This window comes from Streptomyces sp. NPDC097595 (genome assembly GCF_044761525.1).
Taxonomy (GTDB): Bacteria; Actinomycetota; Actinomycetes; order Streptomycetales; family Streptomycetaceae; genus Streptomyces; species Streptomyces drozdowiczii_A.
In genome coordinates, this window is the sequence record NZ_JBIWCN010000003.1 from 205511 (window position 1) to 225084 (window position 19574).

Genomic DNA, 19574 nt, shown 5'->3' on the forward strand with positions numbered 1-19574 from the left:
GCAGCCCAGGGAATAAACGGAGTCTCCCTCCTGTTCTGGCTCTCCGGACGTACGAGGCACTGAAACGCACCACCGGAGAGGCCAGAACGTGGACGAGATCCGAGGCGAGCAGATCCAGGGCGACGAGATCCGGGGCCCGGCCCGGGGCACCGCCCCCGTGCCGCTGTCCGTGCTGGACCTGGTCACCGTCGGCCAGGGCCGCACGGCGAGCCAGGCCCTGCGCACCGGTGTGGAGATCGCCCGGCTCGCCGAGAGCCGGGGCTTCCACCGCTACTGGGTCGCCGAGCACCACTCGATGCCCGGCGTCGCCTCCTCGTCCCCGGCCGTGATCCTGGCCCACACCGCCGCCCGCACCGAGCGCATCCGGCTCGGCTCGGGCGGCGTCATGCTGCCCAACCACGCCCCGCTGGTCATCGCCGAGCAGTTCGGCACCCTGGAGGCGATGGCCCCGGGCCGCGTCGACCTCGGCCTGGGCCGAGCCCCCGGCACGGACGGGGCCACGGCGGCCGCCCTGCGCCGGACGGACCGGCTGAACGAGGGCGCGGACGATTTCCCGCAGCAGCTCATGGAGCTGACCCGGTTCCTGGACGACGACTTCCCCGACGGGCACCCCTACGCCCGCATCCACGCGGTCCCCGGACCCGTCCAGGCCACCGCCGAGGGCGGCGTCCAGTCCCCGGGGCGCCCGCCCATCTGGCTGCTCGGCTCCTCCGGCTTCAGCGCCCGGCTCGCCGGGGTGCTCGGGCTGCCGTTCGCCTTCGCGCACCACTTCTCGGCCCAGAACACCGTGCCGGCGCTTGAGCTGTACCGCGACTCCTTCAAGCCGTCCACGGTGCTCGACGCGCCGTACGCCCTGATCGGCGTCGCCGCGCTGGCCGCCGACGACGAGCGCGAGGCCCGGCGCCAGGTGCTGACCGGCGCCCTCTCGATGCTCCGGCTGCGGTCCGGGAGGCCCGGTCTCGTACCGACGCCCGAGGAGGCGGAGGCGTACGCCTTCTCGCCGATGGAGCGCGAGTTCGTGGACAACTGGCTGGTCAACATCGTGCACGGCACCGCCGACGAGGTCCGCTCCGGCCTGGACGACCTGGCCAAGCGCACCGGCGCCGACGAGCTGATGATCACCGCCAACGCCCACAGCGGCGAGGCCCGGCTGCGGAGCTACGGCCTGATCGCCGACGCCTACGGCATGCCGGAGCTGTAAGGCCTACGCCCCCGGGGCGCGGGTTCCGATCAGTTCGGCGATGCGCTCCGGGGCCACCGCGCGCGAGTAGAGCCAGCCCTGTCCGGTGTCGCAGCCGATCCGGCGCAGCCGCTCCGCCTGGCCCGCCGTCTCCACGCACTCCGCCGTGACCGTCAGGCCCAGCCGGTGGGCCAGCTCCACCATGGCCTCGACGATCGTCTCGTCGGCGGGGCTGGGATGCGTGCCGTCCTCGTAACGGAAACCGCGCACGAACGCGCCGTCCAGCTTGAGCACGGACACCGGGAGGCGGCTCAGGTAGGCGAGGTTCGAGTAGCCGGTGCCGAAGTCGTCGATGGCGATGCGGACGCCCATGTCGCTGAGCGCCTGGAGGGCCCGCAGCGGGCGGCCCGCCGAGCCCATCACCGCCGACTCGGTCAGCTCCAGCTGGAGCAGCGCCGGGGCGAGCCCGGTCTCCGCGAGGATCTCCGCGACATCGGTGACCAGGTCGGAGTCCCAGACCTGGCGCACCGCGACATTGACGCTGATGAACAGCGGCGGCCGCTCCGGGTGGTCCAGCTGCCAGCGCCTGGCCTGGCGGCAGGCGGAGCGCAGCACCCAGCGGCCGAGCTGCACGATCGAGCCGTCCTCCTCGGCGATCGCGACGAACCGATTCGGCGAGAGCATGCCGAACTGCGGGTGGTTCCAGCGCACCAGCGCCTCGACCCCGCGCACCACCCCGTCCGCCAGCCCGACCAGCGGCTGGTACTCGATGGTGAACTCGCCGCGCTCCACGGCCGGGCGGAGCGTGGACGACAGCGCCTGGCGGGTCATCCGGTGGGCGTTGCGCTCCGGGTCGAACAGCGTCCAGCGGGCCTTGCCGTCCGCCTTCGCCCAGTACAGCGTGGTGTCGGCGGCCTGCATGAGCCCGGTGGCCGACGTGCCCGCGACGGGCCGCTCCACCACCCCGATCGACGCCGACACCGAGAGCCGCTGCCCGCCCAGGTCGAACGGCTGCTGGAGGGCGCCGAGCACCGTGCGCGCGAGGCCGGTCAGCTGCTCGGTGCCGGTGGACTCCTCGACCAGCACCGCGAATTCGTCGCCGCCGAGGCGGGCCACCAGCGGGGCGCCGGACGGATACGCCCCCTCCTGCTCGGCGCAGTCCGTGAGCCGGGCGGCGACGGCCGCGAGGAGCCGGTCGCCGATGCGGTGCCCCAGGGTGTCGTTGACCGCCTTGAAGCCGTCCAGGTCCAGATAGCAGAGCCCGACGCGGGAGCCGGGGCCGTCCTCGTGGGGCGGGGTGCGGAGCGCCGCCGACAGCCGTTCGAAGAACAGCGCCCGGTTGGGCAGCCGGGTCACCGGGTCGTGCATCTGGAGGTGCCGCAGCCGGTTCTGGAGCTCGCGCCGGTCGCTGACGTCCGCGACGGAGAGCAGCACCTGGCCCGCCGCCCCGTCGCGGGCCGCCTGCCGGGTGTCGGACAGCGGTACGACGGTGATCTCGGCCCACAGCGAGCGGCCGTCGGGGTGCTTGAGGCGGCGGGTGCAGCGGAAGCGGGTGCGCCGGCCGTGCAGCACCTCGCGGTACGCGTGCCAGGCGCGGGCGTCCGCCGCGAGGTCGACCAGATCGGCCGCCGACTGCGCGGTGAGCGCCGCCGCCCCGGTGCCCGCGAGCGCGCCGAGCGCCTCGTTGGCGGTGACGATCAGGCCCTCGTGGTCGACCACGGCCATCGGCAGGGTCGCGGCGCGGAACGCGGCCCGGTAGTCGTGCGCCTCGGTGGCGGACGCGCCGGGCGGCCCCATTCGGTGACTCTGCGTGATGCCGGGTCGCTGTGCGGAGGGCGCCTCGGGCCCCGGCCCTTCGGAGGTTGCGCTCACCGTTCGCTCCGCCCTGCAGTTCTGTCCCGGCCGCCTCCGGCCGGACTGGCCCGCCGCGTGGAGTGCCGTCGTCGGAGGCGGAAACCGCGCAGGAAAGCGAGGTGAAGCATAGAGGGCGCGCCCGGCGCCGATCCAGCGCCCCGGCCCTCGGGCGCCCCGCCGACGACTCGCACGGCCCATGCGGACGCGGATCCGGTTTGTCCCCGACTGATTGATTCTGCGCACCTCTGTTCTCTCGCGTTGCGCGGGTGATCGATTGTGACTTTCTGTGAAGGGAAGTGGGCGCGGGGGCGCCCGACACGACTGGGGGAGTCCAGCGTGACGAAACGGCTATAACCCCACAAGGTGGACGGGAGGGTCCAGGTGTCCGCTCAGGTGTCCGCTCCCCGTACCGGAGGTAGATGTGCCGCGTCAGCCCGGGCCCCCAGGGGTGGAGAGGCCCAGTCCGCGCGGGCTGGCCGCCGGGCTGGTCTCGCTGCTGGCGCTCGTCGCCACCTCCCTCGTGGCCGGGCCCGCTGCCGCCGCCACCGGGGACGCCACCCCCTGCGCGCTGCCCCGCACCCCCGCGCACCACTCCCTCGGCGTCGACCGCTGGAACGGCGCCTATCCGCGCCCCGACCACGCCCTGGACGCGGTGATGGTCTTCCTCTCGTTCCCGGACGCCAAGCCGGCCACCACCCCGGCCGAGCTCACCGCCGACTACTTCCCGGCCACCACGCGGTTCTTCCAGCGCGCCTCGTACGGGAAGTTCACGCTGCGCCCGCACCCGCAGCGGGAGTGGATCCGGATGCCCAAGCCCTCGACCTGGTACGGCATACAGCGCGACTGGGCCAGCGACCGGCGCAGCGCCTATCTGCGCGACGCGATCCGCGTGGCCGACAAGCGCGTCGACTTCTCGCGGTACGACATCGTCTACCTCGTCGCGGACCCGGACGCCCCCGGCGTCGACTCGGACGCCACCAAGGTCGTCAACTTCGACCGGCCGCTGCACGCCGACGGTACGGACATCAGGCGCGTCGTCACCGTCTTCGAGCAGCACCCGCCGGACCACAACGTCCTCGCCCACGAGACCGGGCACGTCTTCGACCTGCCCGACCTCTACCACCGGCCCACCGACGGCAAGGGCGACTGGGACACCTACGTCGGCGACTGGGACGTCATGGGCAGCCAGTTCGGCCTGGCGCCGGACCTCTTCGGCTGGCACAAGTGGAAGCTGGGCTGGCTGGACGACCGGCAGGTGGTCTGCGTCCAGAGCGACCGCGTGGTGACCCTCGAACCGATGGCCGAGGTGCCCGTGCCCGGCGCCTCGCTCGGCACCCGGCTCGCCGTGATCAGGACCGGTGAGGGCAGTGCGGTGGCCGTCGAGGCGCGCGGCTCCACCGGCAACGACCTCTCGACCTGCGCCGAGGGCGTCCTGCTCTACCGGGTGCGCAACGAGACCCCGTCCGGCGGTGGCCCGGTCGAGGTGCTCGACACGCATCCGGACAGCGATGCCTGCTGGGAGCGCTCGGTCTACCCGCCGCTCGCGGACGCGCCGCTGCGCGTAGGCGAGACGTACTCCGTGCCCGGCGCGCACGCCACGATCGAGGTCGCGGACCGGACGCCCTCGGGCGCGTACACGGTCCGGATCACCACGGGGACCTGACCGGGCCTGTCGCCGGGCCCTCGGTGGACAACGAAGAAGCCCCCCGCTTCCGCGAGGGGCTTCTTCCGTCTGTGCGCCGCCAGGGACTCGAACCCCGGACCCGCTGATTAAGAGTCAGCTGCTCTAACCAACTGAGCTAGCGGCGCCTGCTGACGTCGTAGACCTTAGCACCCGGATCGGTGAGAGGAAAAATCGAAATCCGGGGCGCCGGCGAGGGCGCCGAGCGGGCCACCCGGACGCACGCCCACAGCAGCACGTCCGGCCCCGGAAGCCACGGCGTCCGGGTGTCCGGGGCCACCAGCCAGCGGGGCCCCGCGTATGCCTCGTCGCAGGTCAGGGGCGGAACCGTCACCGCGTCCCCGGTGCCGTGACAGAGCAGCGGGGGCACCTTCGTACCGCCGCCGTCGCGGCTCTGCGGGCCTCCGCCCCACTCCTCCCAGTCGAGCAGCGACGGCAGCCGTTGGGCCGTGCCCGGGGACGCGAAGAGCAGCATCCGGCCCCGGTGCGCGGCGACCGGACCCGAGCCCGGGCCGTCCGCCCACAGGTGCTCCAGCATCCGGCGCCCGAACAGCGTCGGTACGTTCACCACGTCGAACGCCGTGCCGCACGGCAGGACCCCGGGCGCCGTCGGGCGCGACTCCCACTGGGCCAGGGCGCTGCGCGGGTACGCCGTCGCCCCGGCCAGCCACGCGGCACCGGCCGCCGTGACCTGGGCCGTCTGATTCCGCGCGGGCTCGCGCAGGACCGAGAACAGGTCGGCCTCGTGGCCGGCGCGGAGGCAGGGTCCGTCGCCGTGGTGCAGGGTCGTTTCGTCGGGCAGCCATGCGGTCATGTGCACAGGTCTACCGGGAGTGATCAACCGGATTCCGAGAGTTGCCGGAAATCGGGACAGGAGAACCGCACGGGGAGTATGGTTCGCCCGGGCATATGCCGGGTGGTGGTACCCGGGGCCCGTACCCGGAGCGCCTAGGGCTGCTGCGGCGTGTTCAGCAGGGTGCGGCCGAACTCGACCATCTTCTTCGCGTAGTCCTCGGTCCACTCCGCGCGCTGCGCGATGTCCGCCGTGGTGAGCCGGTCGAAGCGGCGCGGGTCGGCCAGCTGGGCCGCCGCCATCGCCTGGAACTCGACCGCGCGGTCGGTCGCGGCGCGGAACGCCAGGGCCAGCTCCGTCGCCCGGCCCAGCAGCTCCTTCGGATCGTCCATCGACTCCAGGTCGAAGAAGTGCTCCGGATCCGCGACGGCGGCCGCCGGCTCGAAGAGCAGCGGTGCGGGGCGCAGCCGCCGCTGCTCGCCTTGTTCGGGTTGTGCCATGTGGTCTTCCTCCTCGGACGGCCCGGACGGCCACCCTTCATTGTCCTGTCGGCCGCAAGGGTGCATAAGCCTTCGTCACGAGGGCGTGCGCCGGCCCGGGCGCGCCCCCGGCGCACTCAACAACTCCAGGGCACCCGGTGTTCCGCCAGATGCGCCAGCACCGCGTGGTTCGCCTCCCAGCCGTCCGGGAACTTCACCGTGACGCCCAGCTGGACCGGCTCCGTCGACGGATGCTCGTCCAGCAGGTCCGCGACGCCCTCCCGGCAGACCACGATGCACGCGTGCCGGTGCCGGGACGCCAGGACGCACAGGCGGCCCGTCTCCAGGTGGAACGCGGTGGCGTCCGGCCGCCCCGACAGCGGGTGCAGCACCACCGTCACATCGAACTCGCGGCCCTGGAGCCGGTTCGCCGTGTCCACCGCGACCCCCGTCACGCCCAGCTCCGCGAGCGCCGCCCGCACCGCCGCCGCCTGGTCGCGGTGGGCCGTGCCGACCGCCACCCGGTCCGCCGTCACCGGGGCCGGATCGGGCGACCGCTCGCTGGTGGCCGCCCCGCCCCGGTCCAGCAGCCGGCGCACCACCAGGGCGACCGCCCGCACCGCCTCCGGGTCGGTGCGCGGGGTGCGCCGGGCCGGCAGTTCGAGCAGCCCCCAGCCGGACTCCGCCGCCTCGTCCAGCACCCGGTCCGCCGCCGACCCGTCCGACGCGACGCCGAAGGACAGCCGCCGGTCGCCGTGGCCGGTGCCGCTGCGGAACGGGGTGTACGGGTAGAACGCGTCCGACACCAGCGGCGCGGCCGACGCCGGGAGCCGCCAGGAGACCGGCAGCCGGTGCTGCGGCAGCTCCGGATTGTGCGCGAGCAGCGTGCTCACCGCACTGGCCGAGGGGTCGTAGCTCAGCCCCGCCCACTGCTCCGCGCCGACGATCGAGAACGGGTCCAACTGGCCCGGATCGCCCACGAACAGCGCCCGCTCGAAGAGCCCGGCCACGGCGAGCAGCGCGTCCGAGCGCATCTGGTACGCCTCGTCGACGATCGCGTGCCCCCACGGCTCCACGTTCTTCACATGGGCCCACTTCGCCGCCGTCGAGATGACCACGTCGAGCCCGGCCAGATCCGCCGCCTTCGCCGACTTGCGTACGTTCGCCAGGCCGTCGAGCGCCTTGTCGTACGGATCGGAGTCGCTGCTGTGCAGCCGGCCCACCGGCAGCTCGGGGTCCTTCTCCGCGAGCCGCACCACCAGATCGTCCACCTGGGCGTTCGTCTGGGCGACCACCATCAGCGGGCGGCCCGCCGCGGCCAGCTCCAGCGCCGCGCGCACGACGAGCGTCGACTTGCCGGCCCCCGGCGGGGAGTCCACCACGACCCCTCGGGCCGTGCCGTTCAGCGTGTCGTCCAGGATCTTCGCGGTGGCCAGGCCCGCCGCCGCGCCCGGGTCGAATACGGCCGTCACAGCAGGTCCTCCGGGGTCACGGGATCGGGCAGCTCGGCCGCTTCCAGGCCGCCCGGCGGACCGCCGTGGGTCCACGGGGTCTCCTCCGCGTCCGGCAGCTGCGGCCCGCCGCGCTGGTCGTGCTCGAACAGGGTCCAGGCGATCCGGTCGCCCGGCTCCGGGACCGACCCCGGGGCGGGCTCCTTGCCGCGCCCCATCCGGTCCGTGATCCGCAGCACCAGCGAGAGCGCGCCGCCCTCGCCGCCTTCGCCGTCCGGCCCGTCCGTCTCGTCCGCCGGCCTGTACGCCACGAACTCGGCCGTCTGCGGCTTGCCGTCCAGCGAGCGGTAGACCTTCACCCCCGCGCCCAGCTGCGGCCGCTCCTCGGTGCGGACCGTGACCAGCGGGCGCGGCGAGGGCCGCTTCGACTCGCTGTACGCCATCTCCACCGCGCTCACCTCGGAGAGGAACGCCTCACCGGCGAGCCGCCGGCCCGCCAGGACGAGCGGATCGTCCAGCGCCTCCTGCGCCTCCAGCTGCGCCTGGGCCGTCTCCCGGGCGGCCAGCTTGCGGGCGGCCGTCACCGCGTCGTCCCGGCGCGGCTGGGGCGGCTCACCGGAGCGGATCCGGTCGCGATGGGCGGTGAACGACCAGCGGTCCCGGGTCCAGCGGTCCTCGGTCCTGGACCCCTCGGGCAGCTCCCGCAGCAGGTCGAGACCCCGCCACACCGCGTCCCAGGTCGGCAGCAGCACCCCGGCGAGCAGCGCCCTGATCTCGCGCTCGGCGCCGGACAGCTCGGCCAGCCGGGCATCGGCCGCGAGCCCGTCCTCGGCCGCCGCGAACGAGGCGCGCGCCCGGTCGTACTTCTCGATCGCCGGGGCCAGCAGCCGGTTGTCGAAGTCCGGGTCGGTGGCCGGGCCGGCCGGCGGGCACAGCAGCTGACCCGCCGCGTCCCGGGCCAGCTCGGCCCGGAGCGCCGCCTCCGCACCGGACTCCCCGGCCGGCGGGTCGATCCAGGCGAGCAGGGCCCCCAGGTGCTGGTCCTCCAGATTCGACTGGCCGGTCGCCCAGTGCCGGTTCAGGAGATCGGTGCAGGCGAGAAGCAGGGACGAGCCGGGGACCCGGGCCCGCTCCCCGTAATGCGTCAGCCAGCGGCCGAGCAGCGGGACCCGGGCGGGCGCCGGATACGGCGTGTCCGGGTCGTCCTCGGCGGTCCGCCGGAAGCGCATCGAGCGGCCGAGCAGCCGGACGAACTCGATGCCCGCCCGGCTCGGGACGACGATCTGCGCCGCGTCCACGCACAGCTCCGTCTCGAACTTGACCCGCTTCCCGGTCGCCGGATCCGTCTCGTTGCGCTCGGCGGGCTCGATGACGTCCGCGTATGCCTCGATGTGCGGCAGGACCGCCTCCGCCAGCTCGGCGAGGAACGCGAACCGCAGGTCCCGGTCGCGCGGCTGGGCGACGGCGAGCAGCCGGGGCGCCTCCCGGTCCGTGCCGACGAGCGCGCCCAGCGGGGCGCCCGCCTCGCCCGCCGTGGTCAGCGGCACCAGGACGAGCGGCCGGTCGGTCAGCCGGCGGTGGCGCACGGTGGCCGTCGGCCGTGCCCGGCCGCTCTCCACCGCCTCCAGCCGGGCCAGCGTGTTGATCAGCGACATGCGGCGCGCCCCTCCAGTGCCTCGGCGCGCAGGGCCGCCGCGCGGCGCAGGGCGGCGACCGCCGGATCGGCCGGGTCGCCCTCCTTGCCCGCGGCGGCCGCCAGCACCCCGGCGACCGTCGTCAGGCCGCCCAGATCGCCCCGCACCCCGCGCCCCAGCGCCTCCACGGCGCCCTCGGACCGCGCCCGGGCCCGGCAGTGGAAGGCCAGCTCGCAGGCGGACAGGCACTCCGGCGCATAGGCCGCGGCGACCGACTCGACCGCCGACTCCAGGTCCTCGGGGGAGCGCTCCGGGTCGAACGACGCGCCCTCGGGGAGGGCCGCCGCGATCTCCTCGACGCGGGTGAGCCGGGTCAGCTGGCGGCGGGTGACGGCGCGCTGCTTGCGTACGTCCATGACGGAGGCGGCCGGCAGGTTCGAGAAGTCCTTCGGGCACACCAGCAGCACCCGGTGCCCCACGCGCGCCCCGTCCGTGACCTCCGCGACCCGTTCGAGCGCCAGCACGTACACCGCGGACTGGCGGGCGGCCGCGCCCACCTTCGCCGCGTCCGCCGAGCCGTCGATCATGGGGAACGACTTGATCTCGACCACCGTCCAGGTGCCGTCCGGATGCACCACGACCGCGTCCGGCTCCAGATAGGCCGGGGAGCCCGCCACCTCCAGGGCCAGCATCGGGTGGTCGAGCAGCGCCCAGCCGCCCGCCTCCGTCGCCTCCCGCAGCGCCAGCGCGGTCCTGGCCGCGCGGCCCTCGGGCCCGGCGGCGGTCAGATCGGGTGTCGCCACCTCGCGCGGCGGTTCACCGGAGCCGCCGAGCCGCTCGTGCAGCAGCCGCATCAGCTCCGTACCGCCGTCGGCCTTGACCCGGGCCTCGAAGGCGTTGCCCCGCATGAAGGCGAACTGGGACTGGCCGAACGGGGCCGGCGAGCCCAGCGCGGAGGCGAGCGCGCCCTTGTCGACCCCGGCCCCGTCCAGCAGGGCGCGGCGCTTGCAGCCCGGGTTCGCGGCGAGGGCGGCGAGCGCGCGGGCGTCCAGCGGGCGCGGGGCGACCGCCGGGCCTCTCAGCTCAGCGAGTCGCTGCCGCAGGGTCCCCGTCGGGGGTGCGTCCCGACCGGTCGGCGCCGTCGGCCCGGGCAGGCGGGCCGGCCGCTGCCGCGTCGGATGGTTCTGCGGAGGAGGTCCGCTGGCCGGGGATTCGCTCACCCGCCGAAGTCTTGCACCCGGCACTGACATCCGGGGACTCCGTCGTCGAGGAAGCCCGCGGGAAGAGGGCCAGGACGGCCGCCTTGACCCGGTCGGCGAGGCGCATCACGGGCCGGGCGAGCAGCGCCCCGACGCCCATCACGGCGCAGCCGGCGACCGCGTCGAGCAGATAGTGGTTGGCGGTGCCCATCACGACGAACGTGGTGATCAGCGGGTACGCGATGCCCGCGGCGCGCAGCGCGGGGTGCTTGGCGTGGCGCCACAGCAGGATGCCGCACCACAGCGCCCATCCCACGTGCAGGCTGGGCATCGCCGCGTACTGGTTGGTCATCCCGCCCATGCCGCGCGGCGCGCTCGCCTCCGTGCCCCACCAGCCGTACGAGCTGTACTGCGCCATCGTGTCCACGAACCCGTGCGTCGCGTCCAGCAGCCTCGGCGGGCACGTCGGCATCAGCGTGAAGCCGATCAGACCCAGCATCGTGGAGGTCATCAGCCAGGTGCGGGCCCTGCGGTACGCGGCCGAGTGGCGGCGGAACATCCAGATCAGGACGGCCGGGGTGACCACGTAGTGCAGGGAGGCGTACGCGAAGTCGGACGGTATGCCTATGGAGGGGTGCGCCGTGAAGAGGCGGTTGAGCGGGTGCTCCGCGTTCAGGAACAGCGCCTTCTCCACGCGCAGGATGCTCAGTCCGTGGTCCACGGCGGTGGACACGTCACCGCGTACGAGGAGGCGGCCGCCGGAGTACGCCGCGTACACCAGGGCCAGGAGCGGCAGCTCGGTCCACCAGCGGGGCCGGTGGCGCGGAGCGGGCGCGGTGGTGGCGTGCGGCATCCGGAACTTCTCCATCACGTGTTCATGCGGCCGACTGCGGGCGTTCAACCGTACGGTGCGCGTCGGGCGCGTGTCCCCCGGGGGTGTGGTCGGCACCCCTCAGCTGCGTTGATTCATCTGTGGTCAGTGGGACGCCGTCGCGGCCCCCCGGGTTGCCTCATGGGCAGATACGGGATGATGGGAACAAGGTCTCAGATTCCGCATCCCAGGTCCCAGCTTTTTCAGGGAGAACCCTTTTATGGCACCGCGCATCCTGCTCGCCCGGCACGGGCAGACGGAATGGTCCCTCAACGGCAGGCACACCGGCAGGACGGACATCCCGCTGCTCGACGCCGGACGCGAGGGGGCCAAGCTGCTCGGCGAGCGGCTGCACCGGGGGCCGTGGACGGACCTCGACGGCCTGGAGGTCCGCACCAGCCCGCTCGTCCGCGCCGCCGAGACCTGCGACCTCGCGGGCTTCGGCGACCGCGCGGAGCGCTGGGACGCGCTGATGGAGTGGGACTACGGGGCGTACGAGGGGATGACGCCGGCCGAGATCAGGGCGGGCCGTCCGGACTGGTTCATCTGGCGCGACGGGGTGCCGGAGGGCGAGAGCACCGCCGAGGTGTCGGCCCGGGCCGACGAGATCGTGGAGTGGGCGCGGTCCGCCGACCGGGACGTCCTGGTCTTCGCCCACGGCCACATCCTGCGGGCGCTCGGCGCGCGCTGGCTGGGCGAGGACATCGCCTTCGGCGCCCGCATCTGGCTGGCGCCGACGTCGCTGTCGGTCCTGGGCTGGGCGTACGGAGCCCCGGCGATCCAGAAGTGGAACGACACGGGCCACCTTGAGCGGTGAGCGGTGCCCCTGCGGGGTGCGGTGCGCGCATTTCAGCCCGTCCGGCGTTTGAGGACGGAAGCCCGCGCCCCGGTCCGGGCTGACCGGTTCCGTCCTCAAACGCCGGACGGGCTGGGGTTGGCCGGGCAGGCGGGCACACTTTCGTAGCGGTCCAGGAAGTCCCGGACCTCCCGAGGCATCCCCGTCCGGGGCCCCAGGGCCCCCACCGTGGCGTGGAGTATGGCGCGGATGCGGGAGGACTGGACCTCGTCCAGGAGGTCCAGGACCGCGTGGCCGGCCGAGGCCGCCTCCTCGGGGCGGCCCCCGCGGGCCAGGTCCCAGGTGAGCTCGGCGCGGTAGAGCGCGAGGTTGCGGGTGAAGTGGGGATCCTGGAGCCGGACCGCCAGGTCCGCGTGGCGCGCGGCCCGGGCCCAGTCACCCAGCGCGGCCCAGCACTGGGCCTCCAGCATCTCCAGCTCCGCCTCGCGGAAGAAGCTCATCCACTCCGGGTCCGCCCCCGAAGACCCCCGCGAGAACGCGGCGTGCGCCCGCCCGAGCGCCCGCTCGCAGCCCGTACGGTCCCCGAGCCCCGCCCGGCCCCCCGCCTCCCGCAGCGCGAGCAGCGCCCGCAGCCGGGGCGAGCCCAGCGGCTCGGCGGCCCGCTGACCGGCCTCCGCCGCGCGCACCGCCTCACGCGGCCGCCCGGTGTCACGGGCCAGGAAGGACACATTGCAGAACGCGTGCGCCTCCAGCGCCGGATCACCGGCGACCCGCGCGGTCGCCAGCGCCTCCGCGTAATGGGAGCGGGCGTCCTCGAAGCGGCCCGAGTCATGGGCCAGCCACCCCACGGAGATGGCCAGCTCACCGGCGCCCGAGTGCAGCCGGTCCGCCGTGGAGCGCCGGCTCACGGTCCCCGCGTCGAGCAGCGCGTAAGCCGCCCGCAAGGGCTGCGAGGCGCGCCGGTAGAGCCAGTCGCCGCCGTGCCGGTCGTCCAGCACCCGGATCTGCCGCACCGCCCGCTCGACGGCGCTCACCTCCGTATCGCCGACCCGGCGTTGCAGGGGCAGGGCGGCGGCCGGGCCGCCGAGGCCCAGCCCCAGGGAGACAGCCGCCACCGCGGTGGTGCCGCTCGTCATGAACACGCGACGCAGCACGTCGCTCTCCTCGTCGTCGCCACCGGGCTCCGGCGGCGGGGCAGTCGGGGGCGGGGCGTCCGCGGGCCTGGCCGCCCGCCCGCGTACCGAAGCGCGGGGCGAGAAGCCCAGGTCCTCCAGGGTCGTCCCGGGGAACATATGCAGGAAGACCCGCTCGTACGCGTAGTTGGGACAGCGGATCTCGCCGGACTCCACGCGCCCGATGTAGCGGGCGTCGCACGCGACCTGCTCGCCGATCTCGCGAGCGGACCTGCGTACCGCGGCAGCGAACTCCCCGGCGGAGCGCGGGCCGCGCAGCCGCCGGAAGGCGAGGTTGGGAACTGCCCGTGTCGACACCATGGCATGGCCCTCTCGGTGCGAGCCGGGCGCTGTTTCCGGTGTCCCGGCGGAGCAAGAACGTACCTGCTGTAACGGAGCGCACACGCAGCGTTTCCGGATGAACCGGGCATCTCGGTCGCGATCCGCCATGAACTGCCACCCTTTGCGGCGGTGTCGCACCGTAGCCCTTGACGCAGTCGGGGCGTTGGTCCCTGTGGAGACGGAATACCGCTCCGGCGATGAGAGGAGAGGTCCCTTGTTGCACATCGACATGGCGAACGGCGGCACGGCACCCGCCGACGAATCCTGCGATCTGGTGACCGTGCCCGCGCGGCAGGGCCTGGAGGCCGTGGACATCCTGCGCCGGGGCGCGGCGCGGGACGTCGTGGGCCCGGTCATCCACGACGGCACCTGCGACACCCTCGGGTTCCTGGTGCCGCCGGGCACCGCGCAGGGCTGGGACGTACCGGGCAGCGCCTGTACGCGGACCGATGGCCGGGGGCTGCGCATCCCCGCCGAGCCGCCGGTCTCCGGCGGCGGCTGGCTGCTGCCGCCCGCCGCTGACACCCCGGTCACCGACCCGGCCGTGCTGCGCGTCGCGCTCGACCAGGCGGCCCGGCTGATCGAGGCCGCCGACAACTGCCGCTGAGCCGCACCGCTGAGCCGCACCGCCCCGGCGCACCGATAATGGCCGGACGGCGGGCCGCGCGGATCGGCCCGTCACGGACACGGTGAGCAGTGGGCAGGGGCGAGAAGCAGTGGCACGTCGAGGAGCGGCCGGCGACCGCAAGGGGCGCGCGGGCCGCGCGGCCCCGGAGAGCAATGTCTCCGAGCCCGTGGACGGCGGGCTCGCCGAGCTCGTGCCCGACCGGGAGCGCCGGCGTGCCTGGACCCTGACGATCGACGGGGCCCCGCAGTCGCACGTGGACCTGGACGACCCGACGTACCTCTCCTTCGAGTACCAGCGCCGCATCGGCCACATGGCGGACCTCGTCGCGCCCGCCGGGCAGCCGCTGCACGTGGTGCACCTGGGCGGCGGGGCGTTCACGCTCGCCCGGTACATCGCCGCCACCCGCCCCCGGTCCACCCAGCAGGTGATCGAGGTGGACGCGGCGCTCGTGCAGCTGGTCCGCCGCGAACTGCCGCTGGACCCGCAGGCCAGGATCCGGGTCAGGTCCACCGACGCCCGCGCGGGGCTCGGGAAGATCCAGGACGGCTGGGCCGACCTCGTCATCGCGGACGTCTTCAGCGGCGCCCGCACCCCGGCGCACCTGACCAGCACCGAATTCCTCGCCGAGGTGCGCAGGGCCCTGAAGCCCGGCGGGAGTTACGTCGCCAACCTCGCGGACGGGCCGCCACTGGCCCATCTGCGCGCCCAGATCGCCACCGCCGCCACGGTCTTCCCCGAACTCGCGCTCGCCGCCGACCCCACGGTGTGGCGGGGCCGCCGCTTCGGCAACGCCGTCCTGCTCGCCTCCGACACCGCGCCGGAGGTCGCGCAGCTCACCCGCCGCGTCGCGACCGATCCGCACCCCGGACGCGTCGAACACGGCCGGGCCCTCGCGGACTTCACCGGCGGCGCGGCCCCGGTGCACGACGCGGACGCCCGCCCGTCACCGCCGCCGCCCCCGGACGCGTTCCGCTGACTTCATTTCGGCGCAAGCGTGACTTCTTTTCCGTACAAGCTACGAGTTGACGATGTCCACCTGCGGCGCGTGGTCGTTCCAGGTGCAGAAGACGGAGACCGTCGTGCCGTCGTCCCGGGCGAAGTTGACCCGTATCCACGTCGTGTTGGACCACACCTGCATCGACCAGCCCGGTTCCGGGGTCGCCGAGACCAGCTCCGCCGAGGCGGCCCCGATCTCGAAGACGACCCGGCCGCCGTCGGTCGCGTAACTCCGCGCCTTCCCGGCGGCGGCGGTCGTCCCGGACGCCGGGCGCGGGGTGTTGGGCGCCGGGGTGTGTGACGGGGACGGCCTACGGGAAGAGGGCGCGGACGGCTTGGGCTTGGTGGCCCGGGGCTTGGGGGACGGCGAGGCCGAGGGGGCCGGGCGGTGCGTCGAGGACGTCAGGGTCTCCGTCGTCGGCGCCGCGACCGGCACCGCGCGCGGCGGGTCGTACACCGTGCCCGCGAGCACGGAGTGCACACCCCACCACGAGACCGTGACCGCCGCGCCGGTGGCGAGCGACCACGCCAGCGCGTGTACCAGACCTCGTTGCATCATCAACATCCTGCACCACGAACCAGGTGGACATGACACCCGGGCAGACCTGATGGCGTACGGTGCCGCCCATGCCCAGTGTGCTCGTGGTCGAGGACGACCAGTTTGTACGTTCCGCCCTCATCCGACACCTGACGGAGGCCGGTCACACCGTACGGAGCGTCGGTACCGCGCTCGAAGCCTTGCGCGAAGTCGCCCACTTCCGTTTCGACGTGGTCATTCTCGATCTCGGGCTGCCCGATCTCGACGGATCCGAGGCCCTGAAGATGCTGCGCGGCATCACCGACGTGCCCGTCATCATCGCGACCGCCCGGGACGACGAGAGCGAGATCGTCCGGCTCCTCAACGACGGCGCCGACGACTACCTCACCAAGCCGTTCTCCGTGGAGCACCTGTCGGCCCGGATGGCCGCCGTGCTCCGCCGGGCCCGGGCCGCCGGCGGCGAGGCGCCGCCCCCGCGCGTCATCCAGGTCGGCGGGCTCTGCGTCGACCCGCTGCGCCGGCAGGCCGAACTCGACGGCACCGCACTCGACCTCACCCGCCGCGAGTTCGACCTGCTCGCCTTCCTCGCCGGGCGCCCCGGCGTCGTCGTCCCCCGCCGGGAACTCCTCGCCGAGGTCTGGCAGCAGTCCTACGGCGACGACCAGACCATCGACGTCCACCTCTCCTGGCTGCGCCGCAAGCTGGGCGAGACCGCGGCCCGGCCGCGCTATCTGCACACCCTGCGCGGCGTCGGCGTGAAGCTCCAGCCCCCGGCACCGGAGCAGCCGGCATGAGATGGGCGCTGGTCAAGGTCTGCCTGGCCGTCACCGCCATGGTCGTCATCGCCTTCGCCGTGCCCCTGGGGCTCGTCGTCAAGGAGATGGCCCGCGACCGCGCGTTCTCCGACGCCGAACGGCAGGCCGCGACGATCGGCCCGACGCTGTCCATCACCACGGACCGGGCCCAGCTGGAGAAGGCCGTCCTCACCACCGAACCGGGCGCGGCCGGACGCATGGTCGTCCACATCCCCGCCTCCGGCGAGCCCGACGGCATCGCGGTCGACATCGGCAAGGGCCACGCCACCCGCCAGGAGCTGGAGGCCGTACGCGTCTCGGGGCGCGCCACGATCACCGGGGTCACCGGAGGCTCCGTGCTGCTCCAGCCGACCGCGGTGGGGCCCAGGGACATCGCGGTGGTCGAGGTGTTCGTCCCCGAGGCCGCCGTGTCCCACGGGGTCACCACCGCCTGGCTGATGCTGGCCGCCGTCGGCGTCGCGCTCATCGTCGGCTCGGTCGCCGTGGCCGACCGCCTCGGCATCCGCATGGTCGAGCCCGCCCGCCGCCTCGCGGGCGCCGCCCACGACCTGGGGGAGGGGCGGCTCGGCACCCGCGTCCCCGAGGAGGGCCCCGACGAACTGCGCTCCGCCGCCGTCGCGTTCAACTCCATGGCCGACCAGGTCGTCCAGCTCCTCGCCAACGAACGCGAACTGGCCGCCGACCTCTCGCACCGGCTGCGCACCCCGCTCACCGTCCTCCGGCTGAACGCCGCCTCGCTCGGCGAGGGGCCCGCGGCCGAGCAGACCCGGGCGGCCGTCGAACAGCTGGAGCGCGAGGTCGACACGATCATCCGGACCGCCCGCGAGCAGCGCCCCCAGACCCAGCCCGGCGGCCCCGGCGCGGGCTGCGACGCCTCCGAGGTGATCCGCGAGCGGATGGCCTTCTGGTCCGCCCTGGCCGAGGACGAGGGCCGCGAGGTGCGCCTCGCCGGGGTGGACCGTACGGTGCGCATCCCGGTCGCCCGGCCCGAACTGGCGGCCGCGCTCGACGCGTTGCTCGGCAACGTCTTCCGGCACACCCCGGAGGGCACCGCCTTCGCGGTCGACGTGCACCACAGCGGTGACGCGGTGATCGTGCTGGTCTCGGACGCCGGGGGCGGGATCGCCGACCCGAAGGCGGCCCTGGCGCGCGGCGGGGCCCGGGACGCGGTGGGCTCGACCGGGCTCGGGCTCGACATCGTGCGCCGGGTCGCCGAGTCCACCGGCGGTGACGTGCGCATCGGCCGCTCGGTGCTGGGCGGCACGGAGGTCCGGGTCTGGATCGGGCTCGACGGACAGCGCCCGCAGCAGCGCGGACGCGGCCACCGGGTGGGGCGTCAGCGGCGCCGCCTCCGGGGCGTGGGACGCGCCAACCTTTAGCCCGGCCGATGGGCTCCTTAAGGCAGTCCTAAGAACCTCAACCCCGGCCCGGCTCGCCCCATTTGCCCGATCCGTAGCCGCTAGCGTGCTCCCGCATCCCCCACTCCCGTACGACGAGGCAGGAACGCGATGGGCACCAGTACGCACCGGCGCACGATGGGCACCAGGACCAAGGTGATCGGCTCGGTCGTCGCGGCCGCGGTGATCGGCGGGACGGTGTTCGCCCTCACCGGGACGGCGCAGGCGTCGGCGGTCGGCGCCGCGTACACCCGTACCAGCGGCTGGACCGGCGGCTACACCGGGCAGTACGTCGTCACCAACGACACCGGCTCGGCGAAGGCCGACTGGACCCTTGAGTTCGATCTCCCGGCGGGCACGAAGCTCAGCTCGCTGTGGAACGGCGAGCAGACCGTCAGCGGCAACCACGTCACCGTCCGCCCCGCGAGCTGGAACAAGCAGCTGGCCGCCGGGCAGTCCGTCACCGTCGGCTTCGTCACCGCCTCCGACGGCACCGCGGCCGACCCCACCGGCTGCCTCATCGACGGCGCGAAGTGCTCCGTGGACCCCGGCGCGACCCCCGAACCCAGCGGCCGCCCCACCGAGTCCGCGACGCCGACCCCCACGGCCACCCCCACCGAGAAGCCCACCGAAACGGCGACCCCCACGCCGACCCCCACCCCCACTCCCACGAAGACCGACGACGGCTCCACCGCGAGCGGCGCCCGCTTCGCCCCGTACGTGGACACCTCGCTCTACCCCGCGTACGACCTGGTCGACACCGCGAACAAGACCGGCGTCAAGCAGTTCACCCTCGCCTTCATCACCTCCGGCGGCAGCTGCGCCCCGCTCTGGGGCGGGGTCACCGGCCTCGGCGACGACCACGTCGCCTCCCAGATCGGCGCCCTGCGCGCGGCCGGCGGCGACGTCCGGGTCTCCTTCGGCGGGGCCGCCGGATCCGAACTGGCCCTGCGCTGCTCCTCGGCGGCCGACCTCGCCGCCGCGTACGGCAAGGTCGTCGACACGTACAAGCTGACCAAGGTCGACTTCGACATCGAGGGCGGCGCGCTCCCCGACACCGCCGCCAACACCCGCCGCTCGCAGGCCATCGCGCAGCTCCAGAAGGCGCACCCCGGCCTGGACGTGTCCTTCACGCTCCCCGTGATGCCCGAGGGCCTGACCCAGCCCGGTGTCGACCTGATCGCGGACGCGAAGAAGAACGGCGTGGACGTCGGCGCCGTCAACATCATGGCGATGGACTACGGCGCCTCCTACAGCGGCGACATGGGCACCTACGCCGTCCAGGCCGCCACCGCCACGCAGGCCCAGATCAAGGGCGTGCTCGGGCTCTCCGACGCCGACGCGTGGAAGGCCGTCGCCGTCACCCCGATGATCGGCGTCAACGACGTCAGCACCGAGGTCTTCAAGGTCGAGGACGCCACCCAGCTCGTCGCCTTCGCGAAGGAGAAGGGCCTCGCCTGGCTCGCGATGTGGTCGGGCACCCGGGACAAGGAGTGCGCGGGCGGAGCCAAGCCCACCGCGGACGCCTCGTGCAGCTCGATCACGCAGGAACCGCTCGCCTTCACCAAGGCGTTCGGCGCGTACGAGTAGGGCCGGCACACAGGACCACACCCCCCCTCCGGGGGGGGGCCCCCCCCCCCCCCCCCCCCCCCCCCCCCCCCCCGGGGGGGGGCCCCCCCCCCCCCCCCCCCCCCCGACGGCCGGCCGATGAGCATCGGCACGGTGCTCCTGCAATTGCAGGAGGAGTT

Annotated in this window: 17 protein-coding genes and 1 tRNA gene; 8 read left to right on the forward strand and 10 right to left on the reverse strand. The window is 74.2% G+C overall.

The genetic code is table 11. The features are described from left to right. Nucleotides 1-88 precede the first annotated feature (88 nt). A complete protein-coding gene (locus ACIQZN_RS05865) occupies nt 89-1201 on the forward strand; it encodes an LLM class flavin-dependent oxidoreductase (RefSeq protein WP_403988743.1) in 1113 nt (370 codons plus the stop codon). A 3-nt stretch (nt 1202-1204) separates the two neighbouring features. Here the strand turns inward: ACIQZN_RS05865 and ACIQZN_RS05870 are convergent, their stop codons facing one another. After that, nucleotides 1205-3052: a putative bifunctional diguanylate cyclase/phosphodiesterase gene (locus ACIQZN_RS05870; RefSeq protein WP_403988745.1), complete on the reverse strand. Its 1848-nt coding sequence runs from the start codon at nt 3050-3052 to the stop codon at nt 1205-1207. Nucleotides 3053-3482: 430 nt separating this feature from the next. Here ACIQZN_RS05870 and ACIQZN_RS05875 point away from each other — a divergent pair, with 430 nt between their 5' ends. After that, nucleotides 3483-4697, forward strand: coding sequence for a M6 family metalloprotease domain-containing protein (locus tag ACIQZN_RS05875; RefSeq protein ID WP_403988747.1), 1215 nt, complete (start codon nt 3483-3485; stop codon nt 4695-4697). A gap of 72 nt (nt 4698-4769) precedes the next feature. On the opposite strand, the gene ACIQZN_RS05880 is transcribed toward ACIQZN_RS05875, so the two are convergent. From ACIQZN_RS05880 to ACIQZN_RS05910, 7 genes are all read right to left on the reverse strand, one after another. Then, nucleotides 4770-4843, reverse strand: a tRNA-Lys gene (locus ACIQZN_RS05880). Next, a complete protein-coding gene (locus tag ACIQZN_RS05885; RefSeq protein ID WP_403988749.1) occupies nt 4834-5529 on the reverse strand; it encodes a bifunctional DNA primase/polymerase in 696 nt (231 codons plus the stop codon). Before ACIQZN_RS05885 ends, ACIQZN_RS05880 begins: the two co-directional genes overlap by 10 nt. Before the next feature lie 134 nt (nt 5530-5663). Then, complete coding sequence (locus tag ACIQZN_RS05890; protein ID WP_403988750.1) at nt 5664-6008, reverse strand: hypothetical protein; 345 nt, start codon at nt 6006-6008, stop codon at nt 5664-5666. 116 nt (nt 6009-6124) lie between these two features. Beyond that, nucleotides 6125-7459: an AAA domain-containing protein gene (locus ACIQZN_RS05895; RefSeq protein WP_403988752.1), complete on the reverse strand. Its 1335-nt coding sequence runs from the start codon at nt 7457-7459 to the stop codon at nt 6125-6127. Beyond that, the gene (locus tag ACIQZN_RS05900; protein ID WP_403988754.1) at nt 7456-9093 is read right to left on the reverse strand and encodes a hypothetical protein; all 1638 of its coding nucleotides are present in this window, start codon (nt 9091-9093) and stop codon (nt 7456-7458) included. The genes ACIQZN_RS05895 and ACIQZN_RS05900 overlap by 4 nt, the downstream gene beginning before the upstream one ends. Beyond that, nucleotides 9084-10226 (reverse strand): hypothetical protein, encoded by a 1143-nt coding sequence (locus tag ACIQZN_RS05905; RefSeq protein ID WP_403989163.1) that lies wholly within the window; start codon nt 10224-10226, stop codon nt 9084-9086. The genes ACIQZN_RS05900 and ACIQZN_RS05905 overlap by 10 nt, the downstream gene beginning before the upstream one ends. After that, entirely contained in the window at nt 10156-11124 is a 969-nt protein-coding gene (locus ACIQZN_RS05910; protein WP_403989164.1) for a phosphatase PAP2 family protein, read from the reverse strand. Before ACIQZN_RS05910 ends, ACIQZN_RS05905 begins: the two co-directional genes overlap by 71 nt. Before the next feature lie 238 nt (nt 11125-11362). On the opposite strand from ACIQZN_RS05910, the gene ACIQZN_RS05915 reads away from it, so the two are divergent. Further along, a complete protein-coding gene (locus ACIQZN_RS05915; RefSeq protein WP_403988756.1) occupies nt 11363-11959 on the forward strand; it encodes a histidine phosphatase family protein in 597 nt (198 codons plus the stop codon). A 95-nt stretch (nt 11960-12054) separates the two neighbouring features. Here the strand turns inward: ACIQZN_RS05915 and ACIQZN_RS05920 are convergent, their stop codons facing one another. Then, complete coding sequence (locus ACIQZN_RS05920; protein WP_403988757.1) at nt 12055-13431, reverse strand: tetratricopeptide repeat protein; 1377 nt, start codon at nt 13429-13431, stop codon at nt 12055-12057. 250 nt (nt 13432-13681) lie between these two features. Between ACIQZN_RS05920 and ACIQZN_RS05925 the strand changes: the two genes are divergently transcribed. Further along, nucleotides 13682-14059: a hypothetical protein gene (locus tag ACIQZN_RS05925; RefSeq protein WP_403989166.1), complete on the forward strand. Its 378-nt coding sequence runs from the start codon at nt 13682-13684 to the stop codon at nt 14057-14059. 109 nt (nt 14060-14168) lie between these two features. Beyond that, complete coding sequence (locus ACIQZN_RS05930; RefSeq protein WP_403988759.1) at nt 14169-15056, forward strand: spermidine synthase; 888 nt, start codon at nt 14169-14171, stop codon at nt 15054-15056. A gap of 39 nt (nt 15057-15095) precedes the next feature. Here the strand turns inward: ACIQZN_RS05930 and ACIQZN_RS05935 are convergent, their stop codons facing one another. Beyond that, nucleotides 15096-15635, reverse strand: coding sequence for a hypothetical protein (locus ACIQZN_RS05935; protein WP_403988761.1), 540 nt, complete (start codon nt 15633-15635; stop codon nt 15096-15098). Between the two features lie 68 nt (nt 15636-15703). Here ACIQZN_RS05935 and ACIQZN_RS05940 point away from each other — a divergent pair, with 68 nt between their 5' ends. The 3 genes from ACIQZN_RS05940 (at nt 15704) to ACIQZN_RS05950 (ending at nt 19416) form a co-directional block, all read left to right on the forward strand. Next, complete coding sequence (locus ACIQZN_RS05940; protein ID WP_073965070.1) at nt 15704-16408, forward strand: response regulator transcription factor; 705 nt, start codon at nt 15704-15706, stop codon at nt 16406-16408. Then, the gene (locus tag ACIQZN_RS05945) at nt 16405-17808 is read left to right on the forward strand and encodes an ATP-binding protein (RefSeq protein ID WP_403988763.1); all 1404 of its coding nucleotides are present in this window, start codon (nt 16405-16407) and stop codon (nt 17806-17808) included. The genes ACIQZN_RS05940 and ACIQZN_RS05945 overlap by 4 nt, the downstream gene beginning before the upstream one ends. 129 nt (nt 17809-17937) lie before the next feature. Further along, nucleotides 17938-19416, forward strand: coding sequence for a cellulose binding domain-containing protein (locus ACIQZN_RS05950; protein WP_403988765.1), 1479 nt, complete (start codon nt 17938-17940; stop codon nt 19414-19416). Nucleotides 19417-19574: the final 158 nt, after the last annotated feature.

Bases quoted from the DNA above. Each gene is read 5' to 3' on its own strand.
- ACIQZN_RS05925 (WP_403989166.1), top strand. From the start codon at position 13,682: ATGGCGAACGGCGGCACGGCACCCGCCGACGAATCCTGCGATCTGGTG.
- ACIQZN_RS05940 (WP_073965070.1), top strand. From the start codon at position 15,704: ATGCCCAGTGTGCTCGTGGTCGAGGACGACCAGTTTGTACGTTCCGCC.
- ACIQZN_RS05950 (WP_403988765.1), top strand. From the start codon at position 17,938: ATGGGCACCAGTACGCACCGGCGCACGATGGGCACCAGGACCAAGGTG.
- ACIQZN_RS05885 (WP_403988749.1), bottom strand. From the start codon at position 5,529: ATGACCGCATGGCTGCCCGACGAAACGACCCTGCACCACGGCGACGGA.
- ACIQZN_RS05915 (WP_403988756.1), top strand. From the start codon at position 11,363: ATGGCACCGCGCATCCTGCTCGCCCGGCACGGGCAGACGGAATGGTCC.
- ACIQZN_RS05935 (WP_403988761.1), bottom strand. From the start codon at position 15,635: ATGATGCAACGAGGTCTGGTACACGCGCTGGCGTGGTCGCTCGCCACC.
- ACIQZN_RS05900 (WP_403988754.1), bottom strand. From the start codon at position 9,093: ATGTCGCTGATCAACACGCTGGCCCGGCTGGAGGCGGTGGAGAGCGGC.
- ACIQZN_RS05910 (WP_403989164.1), bottom strand. From the start codon at position 11,124: ATGCCGCACGCCACCACCGCGCCCGCTCCGCGCCACCGGCCCCGCTGG.
- ACIQZN_RS05890 (WP_403988750.1), bottom strand. From the start codon at position 6,008: ATGGCACAACCCGAACAAGGCGAGCAGCGGCGGCTGCGCCCCGCACCG.
- ACIQZN_RS05920 (WP_403988757.1), bottom strand. From the start codon at position 13,431: ATGGTGTCGACACGGGCAGTTCCCAACCTCGCCTTCCGGCGGCTGCGC.
- ACIQZN_RS05945 (WP_403988763.1), top strand. From the start codon at position 16,405: ATGAGATGGGCGCTGGTCAAGGTCTGCCTGGCCGTCACCGCCATGGTC.